Source organism: Tabrizicola sp. (genome assembly GCF_016793705.1).
In the GTDB taxonomy this organism is placed as follows: domain Bacteria; phylum Pseudomonadota; class Alphaproteobacteria; order Rhodobacterales; family Rhodobacteraceae; genus Tabrizicola.
Map to the genome: position 1 here is coordinate 52,077 of NZ_JAEULO010000018.1, position 19,314 is coordinate 71,390.

18 protein-coding genes are annotated in these 19,314 nt (G+C 65.0%); 12 read left to right on the forward strand and 6 right to left on the reverse strand.

Going from position 1 to position 19,314, the window contains the following annotated elements; all coding sequences use genetic code 11:
- Positions 1-49 precede the first annotated feature (49 nt).
- From alaS to JNJ68_RS02840, 3 genes are all read left to right on the forward strand, one after another.
- Positions 50-2,704 carry an alanine--tRNA ligase gene (alaS, locus tag JNJ68_RS02830; protein ID WP_294978687.1) on the forward strand — a complete coding sequence of 885 codons (2,655 nt, stop codon included), beginning with the start codon at positions 50-52 and terminating at the stop codon, positions 2,702-2,704.
- A gap of 1 nt (position 2,705) precedes the next feature.
- Positions 2,706-2,996, forward strand: coding sequence for a DUF1330 domain-containing protein (locus tag JNJ68_RS02835; RefSeq protein ID WP_294978690.1), 291 nt, complete (start codon positions 2,706-2,708; stop codon positions 2,994-2,996).
- A gap of 158 nt (positions 2,997-3,154) precedes the next feature.
- Positions 3,155-3,949 (forward strand): class II glutamine amidotransferase, encoded by a 795-nt coding sequence (locus JNJ68_RS02840; protein ID WP_294978850.1) that lies wholly within the window; start codon positions 3,155-3,157, stop codon positions 3,947-3,949.
- A 72-nt stretch (positions 3,950-4,021) separates the two neighbouring features.
- On the opposite strand, the gene typA is transcribed toward JNJ68_RS02840, so the two are convergent.
- The 6 genes from typA to JNJ68_RS02870 form a co-directional block, all read right to left on the reverse strand.
- Complete coding sequence (gene typA / locus JNJ68_RS02845; protein ID WP_294978693.1) at positions 4,022-5,839, reverse strand: translational GTPase TypA; 1,818 nt, start codon at positions 5,837-5,839, stop codon at positions 4,022-4,024.
- A 159-nt stretch (positions 5,840-5,998) separates the two neighbouring features.
- Positions 5,999-6,622 (reverse strand): YitT family protein, encoded by a 624-nt coding sequence (locus JNJ68_RS02850; RefSeq protein ID WP_294978695.1) that lies wholly within the window; start codon positions 6,620-6,622, stop codon positions 5,999-6,001.
- Between the two features lie 158 nt (positions 6,623-6,780).
- Positions 6,781-7,995 carry an NADP-dependent isocitrate dehydrogenase gene (locus tag JNJ68_RS02855; RefSeq protein ID WP_294978698.1) on the reverse strand — a complete coding sequence of 405 codons (1,215 nt, stop codon included), beginning with the start codon at positions 7,993-7,995 and terminating at the stop codon, positions 6,781-6,783.
- A 496-nt stretch (positions 7,996-8,491) separates the two neighbouring features.
- Positions 8,492-9,079 (reverse strand): HD domain-containing protein, encoded by a 588-nt coding sequence (locus JNJ68_RS02860; RefSeq protein ID WP_294978701.1) that lies wholly within the window; start codon positions 9,077-9,079, stop codon positions 8,492-8,494.
- Positions 9,080-9,083: 4 nt separating this feature from the next.
- A complete protein-coding gene (locus tag JNJ68_RS02865) occupies positions 9,084-9,359 on the reverse strand; it encodes a hypothetical protein (protein ID WP_294978703.1) in 276 nt (91 codons plus the stop codon).
- Positions 9,359-10,018, reverse strand: a complete 660-nt coding sequence (locus tag JNJ68_RS02870) for an alpha/beta hydrolase (RefSeq protein WP_294978704.1) — start codon at positions 10,016-10,018, stop codon at positions 9,359-9,361. Before JNJ68_RS02870 ends, JNJ68_RS02865 begins: the two co-directional genes overlap by 1 nt.
- Positions 10,019-10,197: 179 nt before the next feature.
- Here JNJ68_RS02870 and JNJ68_RS02875 point away from each other — a divergent pair, with 179 nt between their 5' ends.
- Genes JNJ68_RS02875 through JNJ68_RS02920 form a run of 9 tightly spaced genes read left to right on the forward strand, consistent with a single transcriptional unit; the run spans position 10,198 to position 19,277 of the window.
- Positions 10,198-10,674 carry an Rrf2 family transcriptional regulator gene (locus tag JNJ68_RS02875; RefSeq protein WP_294978706.1) on the forward strand — a complete coding sequence of 159 codons (477 nt, stop codon included), beginning with the start codon at positions 10,198-10,200 and terminating at the stop codon, positions 10,672-10,674.
- Positions 10,667-11,710 carry an aminotransferase class V-fold PLP-dependent enzyme gene (locus JNJ68_RS02880; protein WP_294978852.1) on the forward strand — a complete coding sequence of 348 codons (1,044 nt, stop codon included), beginning with the start codon at positions 10,667-10,669 and terminating at the stop codon, positions 11,708-11,710. The genes JNJ68_RS02875 and JNJ68_RS02880 overlap by 8 nt, the downstream gene beginning before the upstream one ends.
- Before the next feature lie 13 nt (positions 11,711-11,723).
- Positions 11,724-13,241, forward strand: coding sequence for a Fe-S cluster assembly protein SufB (sufB, locus tag JNJ68_RS02885; protein WP_294978708.1), 1,518 nt, complete (start codon positions 11,724-11,726; stop codon positions 13,239-13,241).
- Between the two features lie 44 nt (positions 13,242-13,285).
- On the forward strand, positions 13,286-14,911 hold the full coding sequence (locus JNJ68_RS19420; protein WP_363165268.1) for a glycosyltransferase family 2 protein: 1,626 nt from the start codon (positions 13,286-13,288) through the stop codon (positions 14,909-14,911).
- A 19-nt stretch (positions 14,912-14,930) separates the two neighbouring features.
- Positions 14,931-15,686, forward strand: a complete 756-nt coding sequence (gene sufC, locus JNJ68_RS02900) for a Fe-S cluster assembly ATPase SufC (protein ID WP_294978711.1) — start codon at positions 14,931-14,933, stop codon at positions 15,684-15,686.
- Positions 15,686-16,981: a Fe-S cluster assembly protein SufD gene (sufD, locus tag JNJ68_RS02905; protein ID WP_294978714.1), complete on the forward strand. Its 1,296-nt coding sequence runs from the start codon at positions 15,686-15,688 to the stop codon at positions 16,979-16,981. Before sufC ends, sufD begins: the two co-directional genes overlap by 1 nt.
- A 10-nt stretch (positions 16,982-16,991) precedes the next feature.
- Positions 16,992-17,471, forward strand: coding sequence for a YIP1 family protein (locus JNJ68_RS02910; RefSeq protein WP_294978716.1), 480 nt, complete (start codon positions 16,992-16,994; stop codon positions 17,469-17,471).
- Positions 17,468-18,064 (forward strand): YIP1 family protein, encoded by a 597-nt coding sequence (locus tag JNJ68_RS02915; RefSeq protein ID WP_294978719.1) that lies wholly within the window; start codon positions 17,468-17,470, stop codon positions 18,062-18,064. Before JNJ68_RS02910 ends, JNJ68_RS02915 begins: the two co-directional genes overlap by 4 nt.
- Positions 18,057-19,277 (forward strand): cysteine desulfurase, encoded by a 1,221-nt coding sequence (locus tag JNJ68_RS02920; RefSeq protein WP_294978722.1) that lies wholly within the window; start codon positions 18,057-18,059, stop codon positions 19,275-19,277. The genes JNJ68_RS02915 and JNJ68_RS02920 overlap by 8 nt, the downstream gene beginning before the upstream one ends.
- Positions 19,278-19,314 lie beyond the last annotated feature (37 nt).

Below are 19,314 nucleotides of genomic sequence, written 5' to 3' on the forward strand. Positions count from 1 at the left end.
CGGATCGAATTCCTGCTTTCGCCCCGATCTCGCCAAGGACCGCCCCACGATGGCCTCGCTGAACGACATCCGCTCCACCTATCTCGACTTCTTCCGCCGCAACGATCACCGGGTGGTGGACAGCTCTCCGCTGGTGCCCCGGAACGACCCGACGCTGATGTTCACCAACTCGGGCATGGTGCAGTTCAAGAACCTCTTCACCGGGGTCGAGACGCGGGATTACAAGCGCGCCACCACCGCGCAGAAATGCGTCCGCGCCGGGGGCAAGCACAACGACCTCGACAACGTGGGCTATACCGCCCGGCATCATACCTTCTTCGAAATGCTGGGGAATTTCAGCTTCGGCGACTATTTCAAGGACCAGGCCATCGCCTTCGCCTGGGAGCTGCTGACCAAGGACTTCGGTCTGGCGAAGGACAAGCTTCTCGTCACCGTCTACCATACCGACGACGAGGCGGCGGCGATCTGGAAGAAGGTCGCGGGCCTGCCGGACGACCGGATCATCCGCATCGCCAGCGACGACAATTTCTGGCGCATGGGCCCGACCGGCCCCTGCGGCCCCTGCACCGAAATCTTCTACGACCATGGGCCGAGCATTTGGGGCGGCCCTCCGGGTTCGGCGGAGGAAGACGGCGACCGTTTCATCGAGATCTGGAACAACGTCTTCATGCAGAACGAACAGTTCGCCGACGGGCGGCTGGTTCCCCTGGAGATGCAGTCGATCGACACCGGCATGGGGCTGGAACGGATCGGCGCGCTATTGCAGGGCAAGCACGACAACTATGACACCGACCTGATGCGTTCCCTCATCGAGGCCAGCGCGAATGTCACCTCGCAAGACCCTGACGGTCCTGGGAAAATCCACCACCGCGTGATCGCCGATCACCTGCGCTCCACCTCCTTCCTGATCGCCGACGGGGTGATGCCCTCGAACGAGGGCCGGGGATATGTCCTCCGCCGCATCATGCGGCGCGCGATGCGGCATGCCCATATGCTCGGCGCGCAGGATCCGGTAATGTACCGGCTGGTTCCGGCGCTCGTTCGCCAGATGGGCGGCGCCTATCCAGAGCTTTCTCGCGCCGAAGCGCTGATCACCGAAACGCTGCGGCTGGAAGAAACCAAGTTCAAGCAGACCCTCGACCGGGGCCTCCGGCTTCTGGACGACGAGTTGGCGAAACTGCCCGACGGCGGCGCGTTGCCGGGTGGGGCGGCGTTCAAGCTTTATGACACCTATGGTTTCCCGCTCGACCTGACGCAGGACGCCTTGCGCGAGAAGGGCCGCGAGGTCGACGTGCAGGGCTTCGATGCCGCAATGGCCGAGCAGAAGGCCAAGGCGCGTGCGGCCTGGTCCGGGACCGGGGCGGCTGGCGATGCGAAGATCTGGTTCGACCTGGCGGAAGAGCATGGCGTGACCGAATTCCTCGGCTACGACACCGAGACGGCCGAAGGCGTGATCACCGCGCTGGTCCGCGACGGGGTGGCCACAGGCCAGGCCTCCGAGGGCGAGGCGGTGCAGATCGTGGTGAACCAGACCCCGTTCTATGCCGAAAGCGGGGGCCAGGTCGGCGATGCCGGGTTCATCCGCACCGACACCGGTATGGTGCAGATCAGCGATGTGAAGAAGGCCGCCGGGGTCTTCATCCACATCGGGCATGTCATGGAAGGCACTGTGATTAAGGGGCAACCGGCGAAGCTGGAAGTGTCCCACAGCCGCCGCTCGGCGATCCGCGCCAACCACTCGGCGACGCATCTCTTGCATGAGGCGCTGCGCCGCACGCTGGGCGATCACGTCGCCCAGCGGGGCAGCCTCAACGCCGCCGACCGGCTGCGCTTCGACTTCAGCCATGCGGCTGCGATCTCGGCGCCGGACCTGCAAACCATCGAGGCCGAGGTCAACGCCTTCATCCGCCAGAATTCTCCGGTCGAGACCCGGATCATGACCCCTGACGACGCCCGCGCCATCGGCGCGCAGGCCTTGTTCGGCGAGAAATACGGCGATGAGGTGCGGGTGGTGTCGATGGGCACGCTCGACGGATCGGGCAAGGGAACGGACGGCAAGACCTATAGCCTCGAGCTGTGCGGTGGCACCCATGTCGGGCGCACGGGCGACATCGGGGCGATGGTGCTCTTGTCGGAAAGCGCCTCCTCGGCCGGGGTGCGGCGGATCGAGGCGCTGACCGGGCAGGCGGCGCTGGACCACCTGCGCCAGCAGGACGCGCGGCTGAACGACATCGCCACGATCATCAAGGCCCCGGCGGGTGAACTGGCCGACCGCATCCGCGCGCTTTTCGACGAACGCAAGGCACTGGCGAACGAGGTCGCGCAGCTGCGCCGCGAGGTGGCGATGGGGGGCAAGGCCTCTGGCCCGACACCAAAGGAAATCAACGGGGTACAGTTCATTGCCCAGGTTCTTTCTGGTGTATCCGGCAAAGACCTTCCGGCGCTGATCGACGAGATGAAGACCCGGCTCGGGTCCGGCGCCGTCCTCCTCATCGCCGACACCGGGGCGAAACCGGCGGTGGCGGCCGGCGTGACGCAGGATCTGACCGCGAAGCTCTCCGCCGTCACGCTGGTCAAGGCCGCGGCGGAAGCTCTCGGCGGCAAGGGCGGGGGTGGCCGCCCCGACATGGCCCAGGCCGGGGGTGCCGACATCGCCCAGGCCGAGGCCGCAATCAAGGCGGCCGAAGCCGCGATTGGAGCCTGACATGCCGACCGCTCTCTGGATCGCCCATGTCCATGTCACCGATGCCGAAGCCTATGGCCGCTACGCCAGGGGCGCGACCGAGGCCATCGCGGCCCATGGCGGCGTCTTCCTCGCCCGCGGCGGCCGCTATGTGCAGCTGGAAGGCAACGATCGCCCGCGCAACGTGGTGGCGCGCTTCCCGAGCCTGGAAAAGGCGGTGGAATGCTACAACTCCCCCGCCTATCAGGCTGCGCTTGCCCATGCCAAGGGGGCCAGCGTGCGCGACCTGATGGTGGTGGAGGAAGTGGAGTAGCACACCCTGCAGTCTAAAATTTTTCGACGAAAAATTTTAGACTTCATCACTGCCCATCAGAAGAATTGTCCGGAAATCCCGCCTCGCCTCGCGGGGCGGGATCGGCTATGCTGATAGAAAACGAGGCAGAGCATGATCTTGCAGACGAGGGCACGCTGATGTGCCGCTGGGCCGCCTATACCGGCGCGCCGATCTTCCTGGAGGAGATCGTCAGCCGCCCTGGTCACTCCCTCATCCACCAAAGCCATTGCGCCACGCAGTGCCATACCGCGATCAACGCCGACGGGTTCGGCATCGCCTGGTATGGCGCGAAGCCGGAACCGGGCCTTTTCCGTGACGTGCTGCCCGCCTGGTCGGACCCGAACCTGAAAAGCCTGACGGCACAGGTCCAATCGCACCTTTTCCTCGCCCATGTGCGGGCCTCTACCGGCACCGCGACCAGCCGCAACAACTGCCATCCCTTCACCCATGGCCGGTGGAGCTTCATGCACAACGGCCAGGTCGGTGGCTATGACGCCTTCCGTCGCGATGCCGACATGATGATCCCGGAAGCTCTGTATCCGCACCGCAAGGGCGCGACCGACAGTGAGGCGCTGTTCCTGGTGGCGCTGGCCGAGGGGCTGGACGCCGATCCGCGCGGGGCGCTGGAACGCGCGGCGGCGCGGTTCATCCGGCTCGCACGGGACAAGGGGCAGGGGCCGCACCTGCGGATGACGGCGGCGCTCAGCGATGGGCAGCGCCTCTACGCCGTGCGCTATGCCACCGACGATGCCGCGCCCTCGCTCTATCACCGCTGGTCGGAGACGAGGCAGGGCCGGGCGGTGGTGTCGGAGCCGCTGGAAGCGGAAGAGGGCGGCTGGGAAGAGGTGCCGCCCTATAGCTTCTGCACCTTCGACGGCGAAACGGCGATGGTGGAGGACTTCCTGCCCTGCCGCCTCGCCGCTGCCGCCTGAGCGGGCCCAAATTCCTTAAGTAAGGAATTTGCCAAGAATTTTACTTAAAATTCTTGCACTTGGTCTGACAGCTCACTCCTTCCGCGACGCCCGCTTGCGTTCGTTCGGGTCCAGTTCCCGCTTGCGCAGCCGGATGATCTTCGGCGTGACCTCGACCAGTTCGTCGTCGTCGATATAGGCAATGGCCTCTTCCAGGCTCATCTTGATGTGCGGGGTCAGGCGTACAGCCTCATCCGTCCCCGAAGCGCGGACGTTGGTCAGCTTCTTGCCCTTCAGCGGGTTCACTTCCAGATCGTTGTCACGGCTGTGCTCGCCGATGATCATGCCGACATAGACCTGCTCCTGCGGGCCGATGAACATCCGGCCCCGGTCTTCCAGGTTCCACAGCGCATAGGCGACCGAGACGCCGCTTTCGGTCGAGATCAGCACCCCCTGCCGCCGACCCTGGATCGGGCCCTTGTGCGGCGCATGGCCGTGGAAGATGCGGTTCAGCACGCCCGTGCCACGCGTATCCGTCAGGAACTGGCCCTGATAGCCGATCAGCCCGCGCGAGGGGACATGGGCGATGATCCGGGTCTTGCCGACGCCGGCGGGCTTCATCTCGACCAGGTCGCCCTTGCGCTCGCCGGTCAGCTTGTCGATGACGGCGCCGGAATATTCGTCGTCCACGTCGACGATGACCTCCTCGATCGGCTCCTGCCGCACGCCGTCCACATCCTGCATGATGACGCGGGGACGGGAGATCGACAGTTCGAACCCTTCGCGGCGCATGTTCTCGATCAGAACGCCCATCTGCAGTTCGCCCCGGCCCGAGACCTCGAAGGCCTCGCCGCCGGGGGTGTCGGCGACCTTGATCGCGACGTTGACCTCGGCTTCTTTCATCAGCCGGTCGCGGATCACGCGGGACTGCACCTTGTTGCCGTCACGGCCCGCGAGCGGCGAGTCGTTGATGCCGAAGGTCACGGTGATCGTCGGAGGGTCGATGGGTTGCGACGGCAGGGCGGTGTCCAGCTCCAGCGCGCAGAGCGTGTCGGCGACGGTGGCCTTGGTCATGCCGGCCAGGGTCACGATGTCGCCGGCGACCGCTTCGTCGATCGGGGCCTGCGACAACCCGCGGAAGGCAAGGATCTTCGTCACCCGGAACTGCTCCAGCCGCTCGCCATCGCGCGACAGCGCCTTCAGCGAGGTGCCGGTGGTGATCTTGCCGGTCTCGACCCGGCCGGTCAGGATGCGGCCGAGATAGGGGTCGGCGGAGAGGGTGGTCGCCAGCATCGAGAAGGGCTCGTCCTGCCGGGCAATCTGCGCCGGGGCGGGGACGTGGCGGACGATCAGGTCGAAGAGGGCCGAGAGGTCCTTGCGCGGCCCGTCCAGCTCCGCATCCGCCCAGCCGGCGCGGCCGGAGGCATAGACATGGGGGAAGTCGAGCTGGTTGTCGTCGGCGCCGAGGTTGGCGAAAAGGTCGAAGACTTCGTTCAGGGCGCGGTCGGGTTCGGCGTCGGGCTTGTCGACCTTGTTCAGCACCACGATGGGCCGCAGGCCAAGGGCGAGGGCCTTGGTCAGCACGAACTTGGTCTGCGGCATCGGGCCTTCGGCGGCGTCGACCAAGAGGCAGACGCCGTCGACCATCGAGAGGATGCGTTCGACCTCGCCGCCGAAATCGGCGTGGCCGGGGGTGTCGACGATGTTGATCCGGGTGCCGTTCCATTCCACCGAGGTGCACTTCGCCAGGATGGTGATCCCGCGCTCGCGTTCGATGTCGTTCGAATCCATCGCCCGTTCGGAGACGGCCTGGTTGTCGCGGAAGGCGCCGCTCTGTTTCAGAAGCTCGTCCACCAGCGTGGTCTTGCCGTGGTCGACGTGGGCGATGATCGCGATGTTGCGCAGTTCCATGGGGGTCCGGGTCCTGAGAAGGTTGGCGGGGCCTTACAGGGTTTTCTTTCACGCCGCCAGAGGGGGTGCGGTGTCCACAGTGGACAAGACTCGCAAGCCGATTGATATCAAGGGCTTGGGCGCGGGCGTTCAGGAAATCTTAACACCTGCCCAGGCCGGTCAGGCGGCGATATAGCGGTCGCGGCGGTGGTTGACCGCGAGGAACAGCGAAAACACCGCCGCGCCAAGGAAGCTGTAGGCAAGCGTATCCAGCGGCAGCACCAGCGCGGCGAGGGCGAAGATCACCACGTCGGACAAGAGCTGCGCATGTCCCGCCGGAAAGCCGGTGCGGTCCTGCAATTCGATCCACAGCACCGAGAGACCGCCGAAACTGCCGCCATGCCGGATCGCCGCCAGCCCCGCGATGCCGAAGAGAAGGCCGAAGAGCACGGCTGCCACCGTCGGCTCGATCCGGCCCAGTTCGATCCAGCCCGGCAGGACGGCCACCAGGCCCGACAGGGCGGCAGTCGTCGCCAGCGTCTTCAGTGCGAAGCGTGCGCCCATCCGGCGCCAGGCGAGGCCGAGGAAGGGCAGGGTCACCGCGAAGTAGACCGCCGGGAAGGGCAAGCCGGTGACATGGGCGATCAGCACGGCAAGGCCGGTGGTCTGGCCGGTCACGAAGCCCATATGCGTCAGGATATGCATCCCGAGCGCGGCCATGACTACGCCGAAACCGATGCCTTGCGCATCATCCACCGCGCTGTGGCGCGGGTGGTCGGTGATCTGGTCAGGACGGTCGGGCATGGGGGATTTCTCGAGGGCAGCTAGATCATAATCTCTGCCGCATTTAAAGTCAATAAGATTGACCTATTTTTGTCGGGGCGAATGAGAAGGGCCGGAGGTCTCCCCCCGGCCCCGCGCGATGGATCGCGATGGATGGTGGGTTGGAACCCACCCTACACTTACCCCTTCAGGGCCTTGTCCAGGTATTCGTCGACCTTCTCCAGATAGCCCATCGTGGTCAGCCACTTCTGGTCCGGCCCGACCAGAAGCGCGAGGTCCTTGGTCATGTAGCCGTCTTCCACCGCGTCGACCGTCACCTTCTCCAGCGTGGTGGCGAAGCGCATCAGCTGGTCATTGTTGTCCAGCTTGGCGCGGTGCTTCAGCCCCCCGGTCCAGGCGTAGATCGAGGCGATGGAGTTGGTCGAGGTCTGCTTGCCCTTCTGGTGCTCGCGGTAGTGGCGGGTCACGGTGCCGTGGGCGGCCTCGGCTTCCACGATCTTGCCGTCGGGCGTCATCAGCACGCTGGTCATCAGGCCGAGCGAGCCGAAGCCCTGCGCCACGATGTCGGACTGCACGTCGCCGTCGTAGTTCTTGCAGGCCCAGACATAACCGCCCGACCATTTCAGCGCCGAGGCCACCATGTCGTCGATCAGCCGGTGCTCGTAGGTCAGGCCGCGCTTCTTGAATTCCTCGGCGAATTCCGCGTCGAAGACCTGCTGGAAGATATCCTTGAAGCGCCCGTCATAGGCTTTCAGGATGGTGTTCTTGGTCGAGAGATAGACCGGAACGTTCCGTACCAAGCCATAGTTGAGCGAGGCGCGGGCGAAGTCGGTGATGCTGTCGTCGAGGTTGTACATCCCCATGTAGACGCCCGCCGACGGCGCGGAGTAGACGTCGCGCTCGATCACCGTGCCGTCGTCGCCGACGTATTTCATCGTGAGCTTGCCCTTGCCGGGGAAGCGGAAGTCGGTCGCGCGGTACTGGTCGCCGAAGGCGTGGCGGCCGACGACGATGGGCTGGGTCCAGTGCGGCACCAGGCGGGGGACGTTCTTGCAGATGATCGGCTCACGGAAGATCACGCCGCCCAGGATGTTGCGGATCGTGCCGTTCGGCGATTTCCACATCTGCTTCAGGCCGAATTCCTCGACCCGCTGCTCGTCCGGGGTGATCGTCGCGCATTTGACGCCGACGCCATATTTCTGGATCGCATGGGCCGCGTCGACGGTGATCTGGTCATCAGTGCGGTCGCGCTCCTCGATCCCGAGGTCATAGTAGTGCAGGTCGATGTCGAGGTAGGGCAGGATCAGCTTTTTCTTGATGAAGTCCCAGATGATCCGGGTCATCTCGTCACCGTCGAGTTCGACGACGGGGTTGGCTACCTTGATCTTCGACATCGCAAGCCTCCTGAGGGATTCGTTGCCGGGTGCATAGCGGAAAAGGGCGGGCTTGGGAAGGGCGGTATGCGATTGTATACCGTTAGCTTTTTGTCCGCCCTATAGCTGGCCAGTTTTCCAGGTGCCCTTCCTGCGTCGCAACCATATAGCAAAGGCAACAGCAACAGCGGTGACTAGTGCCGGAACAGACACATGTGGCCAAAGCCATAGAGCGAGCCTGTCCGGGTCGATATACAGGTAGATCGCGATAAAGCTGGCCGTTAGGACGTTCGCGAAATGTGTTGGCGAACCATCTCGCCGTGCAAGCATACCGACCGAACTGATCGCCACGAATGCGATCAGTATACCAGAAAAGAAAGAAACGACTTGGAAGGCCGGGTTGGCGAACCCGTCACGCAACAGCAGTCTGGAGAGGCGCAGAACGCACAACCAAAGTAGACTGGGGAGCAATAGCACAACGCTCCAACGAACAAGCCATACGACGGCCTGCCTTACCCTAGAAGTGGAAGTAGGCAATGCATTTCTCCCGCACCCAGTCCCACAATGACGGAGCGCCGTTGGCGATCTTGGACCCCACGCGGCTTTCCAGCTGGTCGAAGCTCACGTTGTAGGTGGCCCAGGTCCCGCCGCCGGACATCAGGTTGGCCATCACCGGCTGCACCCGGTCGAGGCTCTTGGCGAAGCGGGCGTCGGGGGACTCAGCCGCCTCGAACTCCTCCCAGAGCGCGCGAAGGTCGGCGGCCAAGTCATTGGGTAGGAGGCCGAAAATCCGGTCGGCGGCCTTGGCTTCGGCGGCCTGTGTCTCCACGCTCGCATGCGCGGTGCCGTTCTGCGAATGGATCGGCACGTCGCCGACGTCGATCTCCACCAGATCGTGGATCAGCAGCATCCGGATCACCCGGTTGATGTCGACCCCGGGCCCGGCCTGATCGGCCAGGACCAGCGCGTAAAGCGCCAGATGCCAGGAATGTTCGCCGGAATTCTCGGGCCGCGAGCCGTCGACCAGCGTCGTCGCGCGCAGGACATGCTTCAGCCGGTCGGCCTCGTTCAGAAAGGCGAACTGCCGCTCCAGCCGGTCCGTCACCGCGTCAATGGCCCGAGCTGATGTCGATGACCGGCTCCTCGGCAACCTCTTCCTCGACGACATCGCCACGCTTGGCGGCCAGCGCCCGCTCCAGGAAGGCGCGGCCCCGGCGTTCGGCGAGGCGGACGCGGATCGAGGTGATATAGGCCTCCTGGAAGGTGGGCGAGGCCGCCATCAGCACCTGCGCCACCTTCTCGTAGAAGCGGTCGTCGCCAAGTTCGGCCTCGGCGGCGAGCACGTCATCGGCCAGCTTGTCGGCCATGTCCTGTAGCACCGACATCAGCGCGTGGCCTCGGTCATCCGACGGCGGACATAGTCCGAAACCGTCTGGATCATCGGCGTCATATGCGCTTCTTCGTCCTTGAAGAAATGGTCGGCGCCCTCGATCTCGGTATGGGTGATGGTGATCCCCTTCTGCTCGTGCAGCTTGGAGACCAGCGTCTTGGTGTCCTTGGGCGGCGCCACCTTGTCGGCGGTGCCGTTGATGATCAGCCCGGACGAGGGGCAGGGGGCGAGGAAGGAGAAGTCGTAAAGGTTCGCGGGGGGCGCGACCGAGACGAAGCCGGTGATCTCGGGCCGCCGCATCAGAAGCTGCATCCCGATCCAGGCGCCGAAGCTGAAGCCCGCGACCCAGCATTGCTTGGAATTCTGGTTCATCGCCTGGAGGTAGTCCAGCGCGGAGGCCGCATCGCTGAGTTCCCCGATCCCCTGGTCGTATTCGCCCTGCGACCTTCCGACGCCGCGGAAGTTGAAGCGCAGCACGGTAAAGCCAAGGTTGTAGAAGGCGTAATGCAGGTTGTAGACGACCTTGTTGTTCATCGTGCCGCCATAGGCGGGATGCGGATGCAGCACGATGGCGATGGGGGCGTCGCGGTCCTTTTGCGGGTGATAGCGGCCTTCCAGGCGTCCATCGGGGCCGGCGAAGATTACCTCGGGCATTGCTCACTTCTCATGCGGGAGCGATTTCTTGACGCTTTCGCTCGGCTAAACTAGAACCGTTCTAAAGTGGGCCAGGTCTGTTCCCGGCCGACTTTTTTCGGGGCCTGTTTGAGGTAATCTGCGCCGCGCGCGGCGTCAATGCGGTTGCGATTCCCCGATGCCGGGGGCAGGAGGGTGGAATGAAGCTGTCGACCAAAGGTCGCTATGCGATGGTGGCGCTGGCGGATCTCGCGCTGGCCGAGGCGAAATCGGACGGTGACGAGCTTGTCTCGCTGGCCGCGATCTCGAAACGGCAGGACATCAGCCTGCCCTATCTGGAGCAGCTTTTCGTCAAGCTGCGCCGCGCCGGCCTGGTCGAGGCGGTGCGCGGGCCGGGCGGGGGCTACAAGCTGGCCCGCAGCCCGAACGAGATCCGTATTTCCGAAGTGATGGAGGCGGTCGAGGAAACCGTCGACGCGATGCACACCGGGGCCGGGGCTTCTGGTGGCCTCTCGGGGTCGCGCGCGCAGTCGCTGACCAATCGACTGTGGGAAAGCCTGTCGGCCAACGTTTATGTCTTCCTGCATCAGGTGCGGCTTTCGGACGTGGTGAAGAACGACCTGACGCCATGCCCGGCGGTGCCCTCGCTCTTCCGGGTGGTCGATGAGCATGACTAGGCTCTACCTCGACTGGAACGCGACCGCCCCGCTGCGCCCCGAGGCGAAGGCGGCGATGGCCGCGGCGATGGAGGTGGTGGGCAACCCCTCGTCCGTCCATGCCGAGGGGCGGGCGGCGAAGGCATTGCTGGAGCGGTCGCGCGCAAAGGTCGCGGCGGCGCTGGGGGCCGAGGGGGCGGATATCGTCTTCACCTCCGGCGCAACCGAGGCGGCCGCTTTGGCCTGCGCGGGGCGGGGACTGGTCTGCGCGGGCCTGGAGCATGATGCGGTGGCGGCGTGGTGCGACGTCAGCCTGCCGGTGGACGGGCAGGGCAGGGTGGCGGTCGCGGAGCCCGCGCAGACCGCGCTTCAGCTGGCAAACAGCGAGACCGGGATATTGCAGGACCTGCAACCGGGACTTGCCGTCAGCGACCTGACGCAAGCCTTCGGCAAGGTGCCTTTCGCCTTCAACTGGCTTGGTTGCGAGATGGGCCTCATCTCCGCCCACAAGCTCGGCGGGCCGAAGGGAATCGGCGCGTTGGTGGTGCGGCAGGGGGTCGAGGTGCCGCCGCAGCTCAAGGGCGGCGGGCAGGAGATGGGCCGCCGGGCGGGGACCGAGAACCTGATCGGCATCGCCGGTTTTGCCGCCGCCACCGAGGCCGCCGCGCGGGATCTGGCGGCCGGGGTCTGGGACGAGGTCGCCGAACTTAGAAATATTCTAGAATCGCAGTTGTCGGCTGCGGCAATCGGGACTATTTCAGTCGGGAATGGTTCGCCTAGATTGCCGAACACGCTCTGCCTGATCGCACCCGGCTGGCGGGGCGAGACCCAGGTGATGGCGATGGACCTTGCGGGGTTTGCGGTGTCCGCGGGCTCGGCCTGTTCCTCCGGCAAGGTGCGGGCCAGCCGCGTGCTGACGGCCATGGGGTTCAGCGAATCCCTTGCCGCGCAGGCGATCCGGGTCTCCATCGGCCCGGGGGTGAGACAAGACGACGTGCTGCGGTTCGGCGATGCCTGGACTGCCGCCTATGCCAAGGCCCGGGCACGGGCTGCCTGAAAGGAAGACGCTGATGACCGCGATTCTCGAAACCACCCCGGATCTGCGCGAGGGCGTCGATCGCGAGACGATCGAGACCGTGCAGGCCATGGCCGGCAAGTACAAATACGGCTGGGAAACCGAGATCGAGACGGAATATGCCCCGAAGGGCCTTTCCGAAGACATCGTCCGCCTGATCAGCCAGAAGAACGGCGAGCCGGAGTGGCTGCTGAACTGGCGGCTGGCCGCCTACCAGCGCTGGCTGAAGATGGAAGAGCCGCGTTGGGCGATGCTGAACTATCCCGAAATCGACTACCAGGACCAGTATTACTACGCCAAGCCGAAGAGCATGGCGCAAAAGCCGAAGTCCCTGGACGAGGTCGACCCCAAGCTGCTGGCGACCTATGCCAAGCTCGGGATTCCCCTGAAGGAACAGATGCTTCTGGCCGGAGTTGAAGGTGAGGCGGAGCCGCGCAAGGTGGCGGTGGATGCCGTCTTCGACAGCGTTTCGGTGGGCACCACCTTCAAGGCGGAACTGGCCAAGGCCGGGGTGATCTTCTGTTCGATCTCCGAAGCCGTGCGCGAGCATCCGGAACTGGTGAAGCAATATCTCGGCTCGGTCGTGCCGCCGACCGACAACTTCTTCGCGACGCTGAATTCGGCGGTCTTCTCCGACGGTTCCTTCGTCTATGTGCCCCCGGGCGTCCGCTGCCCGATGGAGCTTTCGACCTATTTCCGCATCAACGCCGAGAACACCGGCCAGTTCGAACGCACGCTGATCGTCTGCGACGAGGGCGCCTATGTCAGCTACCTGGAAGGCTGCACCGCGCCGAAGCGCGACACCCACCAGCTGCACGCGGCGGTGGTGGAGATCGTGATCCTGAAGGATGCCGAGGTGAAATATTCCACGGTGCAGAACTGGTATCCGGGCGACGAGAATGGCAAGGGCGGCATCTTCAACTTCGTGACGAAGCGCGCCGATTGCCGGGGCGACCGGGCCAAGGTGATGTGGACACAGGTGGAAACCGGGTCGGCGATCACCTGGAAATATCCCTCCTGCATCCTGCGCGGCGACGATGCGCAGGGCGAGTTCTACTCCATCGCCATCGCCAACAACGCCCAGCAGGCCGATACCGGGACCAAGATGGTCCACCTCGGCAAGCGGACCAAGTCGCGGATCGTGTCGAAGGGGATCTCGGCGGGCCGGGCGCAGAATACCTATCGCGGCCTCGTGTCGATGCACCCCAAGGCCAAGGACAGCCGCAATTATACCCAGTGCGACAGTCTCCTGATCGGCGACAAATGCGGGGCGCATACCGTGCCTTACATCGAGGTACGCAACAATTCCTCGCGCGTGGAACATGAGGCGACCACCTCCAAGGTCGATGATGACCAGCTGTTCTACTGCCGCAGCCGTGGCATGGATGAGGAAGAGGCGGTGGCCCTGGTGGTGAACGGCTTCTGCAAGGAAGTCCTGCAAGCCCTGCCGATGGAATTCGCGATGGAGGCGCAGAGCCTGGTCGCGATTTCGCTGGAAGGCTCGGTGGGGTGATGAAGGATCAGACGCGTTCTGAGGCGGAGTCGGCTGAGAATGCGATGCCGGTGAGACCTGCGGGCATGGCCCGCAAGGTGCTGTATTCGGCCATGAAGAACGAAGCGCCCTTCCTTCTGGAATGGATCGCTTATCACAAGGTGATCGGGTTCGACCGGATCGTCATCTGCTCGAATCCCTCCAACGACGGAATGGAGGAAGTCCTTGCGGCTTTGGCAGAAGCGGGCGAGGTAACCCATCTGAAGACCGTTGTGAACAAAGGGGACTCCCCGCAACGCGTTGCTTCGATAGCCTTTTCGGATGAGATCGGCTATCGCGACGGCGACTGGTATCTCTGGCTGGACGCCGATGAGTTCCTGAATGTCCATGTCGGTGACGGAACCGTCGATGCTCTCATCCGGTACATGGGTACAAAGCAATGCGCGCTGATCAACTGGCGTGTGTTCGGGGCAAGTGGACAGGCGCGCTTCGGCGGCCGCTTCGTCGATCCGGTCTTCAGCGGGGCGTCGCTGCCGGATTTCCTGCCAAACCTCGAGGTGAAATCGTTGTTCCGCTTTTCGCCGGGGATACGGGGATTTGCCCGCTACGGCATCAACCGACCGCTGATTGCCCGTGGGTCCGATATCCGCCTGGAGGATGTTCTGGTCGGCAACGGCCATTCTGCCTCCGATCAGGTAAAAATGCATCACCGCTGGCTGAAGGGGGTGGATACCGGAGGCACCAGCCGCGTTCCGCTTGAAGAGTTCGGTTGGGCCGTCGCTCAGATCAACCACTACATCGTTCGAACCCCGGACTTGTTTGCACTGAAGCGGGTGCGGGGCCGCGGTTACAAGCCGGATGCGGCGGGGGCCGCCAATCTTCGTCATACGGAAGCGTTCTTCCACGAATATGACCGCAACGAGATGGAAGATCGGACGATCCTGAAATGGCAGGAGGCCGTGACCGAAGAGATGGCCCGCTTGCTGCGCCTTCCCGACGTTGCGCCTGCGGTTGCGGCGTCGGAGGCTTTGGTGAAGCGTGTCATGTTGCAGCTGGAAGAGCCTGATCTGCCGGCGGAGCCTGTTCCCGCCGAGCCTGCTGTCGCGCCGGAAGCCGCGCCTGTCAGCTTCAAGTTGACCCTTCCAACCGCGGAAGCCGCCATCCTGAAAGCTGCCTACAAGCGGGCGGATGTCATCCTGGAATACGGCAGCGGCGGGTCCACCGTCCTTGCCGCCGAGCTTGGCCGCACCGTGTTCAGTGTGGAAAGCGACAAGGCCTGGGCCGAGCGCCTCGCCGCGCATCTGCAACCGATCTCGGACAAGGCGGTGATCCATTACGCCAATATCGGACCGACGGGAGAGTGGGGCGTGCCGCTGAAGGCGCGGAAGCACCGCAGTTTTCCCGGCTATGCCCTGTCGGTCTGGGACCGTCCCGATTTCGTCGAGCCCGACCTGGTGCTGATCGACGGCCGCTTCCGCGCCTCATGCCTTGTTGCGGTGATGCTGCGCGCGACAAGGCCGGTCACGGTGCTTTTCGACGACTACAAGGACCGGCGCTATTACCACGGCGTCGAACGCCTGGCCCGCCTGGAGGAAATCGTGGGCCGCATGGCCCGCTTCACCGTCACCCCCGGCGCGATACCGCCCGAGATGGTCACCCAGGCCATCGGCTGGTTCTCCGATCTGCGCTGAGGCCACAAGGAAAGAAATCATGCTTGAAATCAATAATCTGCACGTCAAACTTGAAGAAGAGGACAAGGTGATCCTGAACGGCGTCGACCTGAAGATCGGCGCGGGCGAGGTCCATGCGATCATGGGGCCGAACGGATCGGGCAAGTCGACGCTCAGCTATGTGCTGTCCGGCCGCGACGGCTATGAGGTGACGGAAGGGTCGGCCACGCTCGACGGGCAGGAACTGCTGGAGATGGAGCCCGAGGAACGTGCGGCGGCGGGCCTCTTCCTGGCTTTCCAGTATCCGGTCGAAATCCCCGGCGTCGGCAACATGACCTTCCTGCGGACGGCGGTGAACGCCCAGCGGAAGGCGCGGGGCGAGGAGGAGCTGAGCGCGGGCGACTTCCTGAAGGTCGTGCGGGCGAAGGCAAAGACCCTGAAGATCGACGCCGAGATGCTGAAGCGCCCGGTTAACGTGGGCTTTTCCGGCGGCGAGAAGAAGCGCAACGAAATTTTGCAAATGGCGATGCTGGAGCCCCGGATGTGCATCCTGGACGAGACCGACTCGGGGTTGGACGTCGATGCGATGAAGCTGGTCGCGGACGGGGTGAACGCGCTGCGCAGCGAAGGCCGGTCCTTCCTGGTGATCACCCACTACCAGCGGCTTCTGGACCATATCCACCCCGACGTGGTGCATATCATGGCGGCGGGCCGGATCGTGAAGACCGGCGGGCCGGAACTGGCGCTGGAGGTTGAAACCAATGGCTATGCCGACATCCTGAGCGAGGTGGGCTGATGGCATTGCCGAAGGCGAAGGAAGACGCGCTGCAAGCGCGGCTGGCGGGGTTGCCGGCGCTGTCCGGCAAGGGATGGCTCGCGGCGGCACGGGGCGAGGCTCTGGCGCGCCTTGACGCCATGGGCCTGCCCGTCCGGCGCGACGAATACTGGCGCTACACCGATCCGGCCAGCCTGAACGCCCCCGAGGCGCCGGTCGCGCATCGCTTCGATGCCAGCGATGAAGCTCCGCCCTTCGACGGGATGGACCGGCTTAAGGTGGTCTTCGTGGACGGTGTCTTCGACCCGAAGGCCTCGGACGACCTGACGCTTGCGGGCGTGACCATCGAACGGCTGGCCGAGGCCGGGTCGAAGGACATCCACTGGGCGCAAGGCACCTATGGCATCCTTGAGGCGCGTGGCCAGACCCCGGTCGCCCGACCCTTCGCGGCGTTGAACACCGCCCATGCAACCGATGGTGTTCTGATCCATGTCACGGCCAGGGCGGCCAAGCCGGTTTCGCTGATTTATGTCCATCAGTCAGAGACTTCCGACGCGATCCTCCACCATTGCGTGAAGCTGGACCCGGGGGCGGAGCTGACGCTTCTGGAAAACGGCCCTGCCGCGGCGCGCTTCTCCAAGGTGCTGGAGGTCGAGGTCGCCGACGGTGCCCGGTTCCACCATATCCGCCTGCAAGGCCGCGACCATGAACGCCGCGCCGTGACCCATGTCTTCGCCCGTCTCGGCACCAGGTCCGAGATGCGGTCCTTCACCCTCACCGCCAACGGTCGCCTGACCCGCAACGAGGCGGTGGTGGAGCTGACCGGGACCGAGGGCCGGGCGCATCTGGCGGGCGCGGCGGTCGGCGACGGCGAGTTCCATCACGACGATACGGTCTTCATCACCCATGCCGCCGAGGCTTGCGAAAGCCGGCAGGTGTTCAAGAAAGTGCTGATGAACGGGGCGACGGGGGTGTTCCAGGGCAAGATCCTGGTGAAACCCGGCGCGCAGAAGACCGACGGCTACCAGATCAGCCAGTCGCTGCTTCTGGACGAGGACAGCCAGTTCCTGGCCAAGCCCGAGCTGGAAATCTACGCCGACGATGTGAAATGCAGCCACGGCTCCACCTCCGGCGCCATCGACGAAACGGCGCTCTTCTACCTGCAATCGCGCGGGCTTCCGCGGCGGACGGCGCAGGCGCTTCTGGTTCTTGCCTTCCTCGCCGAGGCGATCCAGGAAATCGCCGACGAGGACATCGCCGAAGACATCCGCGCCCGGCTGGAACGCTGGCTGGCGCGGCACGGGACGAAGGGGTGAGGGTGCGGGGATGACCGTCACCACCGACCTCGTCGCCACCTGGGCCCGACCGCGCGCTATCCTGCGGCAGCACCTTGCGCGGGGGCAGTCGGAGCCGTTCGCACTCTCGCTTCTGTTGATCTTCCTCGCGCTCGCCTTCATCGGCCAATGGCCCGTCGCCGCGCGCGAGGCTTTCCTTGCGGGCGAGCCCTCGGCCAGCCCCCGCATCATGGCGCGGGCTTTCGCCGTCCTTGCGACCATCCCGCTCTGGTATGGCCTTGCCGCACTGGGGCATATCGCAGCGCGGGCGATGGGGGGGCAGGGCACGTGGCATGGCGCGCGCATCGCACTGTTCTGGGCGCTTGCCTGCATCGGGCCGCTGCTGCTGCTGCAAGGCCTGGTTTCGGGCATGATCGGCCCCGGCCCGGCGCTGACGCTGGTGACGCTGTTGGTCGGCGCGGCCTTCCTCTGGCTCTGGGCCACCCTTCTGCACGAGGCAGAGCACGGATGACGACCCTCACGCACCGCATCGGCGCGCTGGCGCGACTGACCCTGCAAGAGCCCCGGCAGGCGGCCCGCGCGCTTCTGGCCGAGGGCGTGCCGATGCGGGCACGGACGGCGGGGCTCTTGCTGGTGGCCGTCCTTTCGGCGCTTTTCGCCAGCCTTCAGGTCGGGCCGGGCCTCGCCGAACTCGACCCGTTCAGCCGCTTCATGCTGGCCAGCCCCCTCCGCGCCGCCGTCTTCCAGTGGCTCTTCCTGGCGCTTTCCGTCGTGCTGATCCACCGCGTCGGGCGGGCCTTCGGCGGAGACGGCAGCTTGCCCGATGCGCTTCTGGTCGTGGTCTGGTTGCAGCTGCCGATGCTGGCGCTGCAAGTCCTGCAACTCGCCGCCACGCTGGTCGCGCCGCCCCTGGCCGGGATCATCGGCCTTGGCGGCCTTGCGCTCTTCCTCTGGCTGATGACCGCCTTCGTTGCCGAACTGCACGGCTTCCGCTCGCGCGGGCGGGTGTTCCTGGGACTGGTGCTGACAGCGCTTGGCACCGGGTTGATCCTGGGCATCGCGGCAGTCCTGATTCTTGGCCCGGAGGCCTTTGCCGATGTATGACGTCCGGAAAATCCGCGCCGATTTCCCGATCCTCGCGCGCGAGGTGAACGGCAAGCCGCTGGTTTACCTCGACAATGGCGCAAGCGCCCAGAAGCCGCAGGTGGTGATCGACGCGATGACCCGGGCCTATTCCCAGGAATACGCGAACGTCCATCGGGGCCTGCACTACCTGTCGAACCTCGCGACCGAGCACTACGAATCCACCCGCGGCGTGATCGCCCGCTTCCTGAACGCCGGTTCGGAGGAGGAGATCGTCTTCACCACCGGGACGACGGAAGGCATCAACCTCGTCTCCTACGCCTGGGCCGCGCCGCGCCTGCAGCCGGGGGACGAGATCGTGCTCTCGATCATGGAGCATCACGCCAACATCGTGCCCTGGCATTTCCTGCGCGAACGTCAGGGGGTGGTGCTGAAATGGGTGGAGGTGGACGCGAACGGCGACCTCGACCCGCAGGCGGTGCTGGAGGCCATCGGGCCGAAGACGAAGCTGGTCGCCGTCACCCATATGTCGAACGTCCTCGGCACTGTGGTCGACGTGGCCGCCATTTGCCGGGGCGCGCGGGAAAAGGGCGTGCCGGTGCTGGTTGACGGCTCGCAGGCCGCCGTCCACATGCCGGTCGACGTGCAGGCCATCGGCTGCGACTTCTACGCCATCACCGGGCACAAGCTTTACGGCCCCTCCGGCTCTGGCGGCATCTGGATCGCCCGCGAGCGGCAGGCCGAGATGCGGCCCTTCCTCGGCGGCGGCGACATGATCCGCGAGGTGACGCGTGAGACGATCACCTGGGCCGACCCGCCGATGAAATTCGAGGCCGGAACCCCCGGCATCGTCCAGCAGATCGGCCTCGGCGTGGCGCTGGACTATCTGATGGGCCTCGGCATGGCCGATGTCGCGGCGCATGAACGCAGCTTGCGCGACTATGCCCGTGACCGGCTCAAGGGTCTCAACTGGCTGAATGTGCAGGGGAATTCGGCGGGGAAGGGGGCGATCTTCTCCTTCACGATGGAGGGCGCGGCGCATGCGCATGACATCTCCACCATCCTTGACAAGCGCGGCATCGCCGTCCGCGCTGGCACCCATTGCGCCATGCCGCTGATGGAGCACTATGGCATCACCGCCTCCTGCCGCGCCTCCTTCGGGCTTTACAACACGGTGGAGGAGGTCGACGCTTTGGTCAGCGCGCTGGAGCTGGCCCATGATCTCTTTGCCTGATGCAGGTCGACCATTGAAACCCCCGGCGCCTTCCGCT

What these genes read in the sequence shown, in the direction of transcription:
- JNJ68_RS02835 (WP_294978690.1), top strand. Translation starts at nt 2,706, where the DNA reads ATGCCGACCGCTCTCTGGATCGCCCATGTCCATGTCACCGATGCCGAA.
- JNJ68_RS02850 (WP_294978695.1), bottom strand. Translation starts at nt 6,622, where the DNA reads ATGCCCGACCGTCCTGACCAGATCACCGACCACCCGCGCCACAGCGCG.
- JNJ68_RS02920 (WP_294978722.1), top strand. Translation starts at nt 18,057, where the DNA reads ATGTATGACGTCCGGAAAATCCGCGCCGATTTCCCGATCCTCGCGCGC.
- JNJ68_RS02865 (WP_294978703.1), bottom strand. Translation starts at nt 9,359, where the DNA reads ATGTCGGTGCTACAGGACATGGCCGACAAGCTGGCCGATGACGTGCTC.
- JNJ68_RS19420 (WP_363165268.1), top strand. Translation starts at nt 13,286, where the DNA reads ATGCCGGTGAGACCTGCGGGCATGGCCCGCAAGGTGCTGTATTCGGCC.
- JNJ68_RS02915 (WP_294978719.1), top strand. Translation starts at nt 17,468, where the DNA reads ATGACGACCCTCACGCACCGCATCGGCGCGCTGGCGCGACTGACCCTG.
- sufB (WP_294978708.1), top strand. Translation starts at nt 11,724, where the DNA reads ATGACCGCGATTCTCGAAACCACCCCGGATCTGCGCGAGGGCGTCGAT.
- sufC (WP_294978711.1), top strand. Translation starts at nt 14,931, where the DNA reads ATGCTTGAAATCAATAATCTGCACGTCAAACTTGAAGAAGAGGACAAG.
- JNJ68_RS02910 (WP_294978716.1), top strand. Translation starts at nt 16,992, where the DNA reads ATGACCGTCACCACCGACCTCGTCGCCACCTGGGCCCGACCGCGCGCT.
- JNJ68_RS02870 (WP_294978704.1), bottom strand. Translation starts at nt 10,018, where the DNA reads ATGCCCGAGGTAATCTTCGCCGGCCCCGATGGACGCCTGGAAGGCCGC.
- alaS (WP_294978687.1), top strand. Translation starts at nt 50, where the DNA reads ATGGCCTCGCTGAACGACATCCGCTCCACCTATCTCGACTTCTTCCGC.
- JNJ68_RS02855 (WP_294978698.1), bottom strand. Translation starts at nt 7,995, where the DNA reads ATGTCGAAGATCAAGGTAGCCAACCCCGTCGTCGAACTCGACGGTGAC.
- typA (WP_294978693.1), bottom strand. Translation starts at nt 5,839, where the DNA reads ATGGAACTGCGCAACATCGCGATCATCGCCCACGTCGACCACGGCAAG.
- JNJ68_RS02875 (WP_294978706.1), top strand. Translation starts at nt 10,198, where the DNA reads ATGAAGCTGTCGACCAAAGGTCGCTATGCGATGGTGGCGCTGGCGGAT.
- JNJ68_RS02840 (WP_294978850.1), top strand. Translation starts at nt 3,155, where the DNA reads ATGTGCCGCTGGGCCGCCTATACCGGCGCGCCGATCTTCCTGGAGGAG.
- JNJ68_RS02880 (WP_294978852.1), top strand. Translation starts at nt 10,667, where the DNA reads ATGACTAGGCTCTACCTCGACTGGAACGCGACCGCCCCGCTGCGCCCC.
- sufD (WP_294978714.1), top strand. Translation starts at nt 15,686, where the DNA reads ATGGCATTGCCGAAGGCGAAGGAAGACGCGCTGCAAGCGCGGCTGGCG.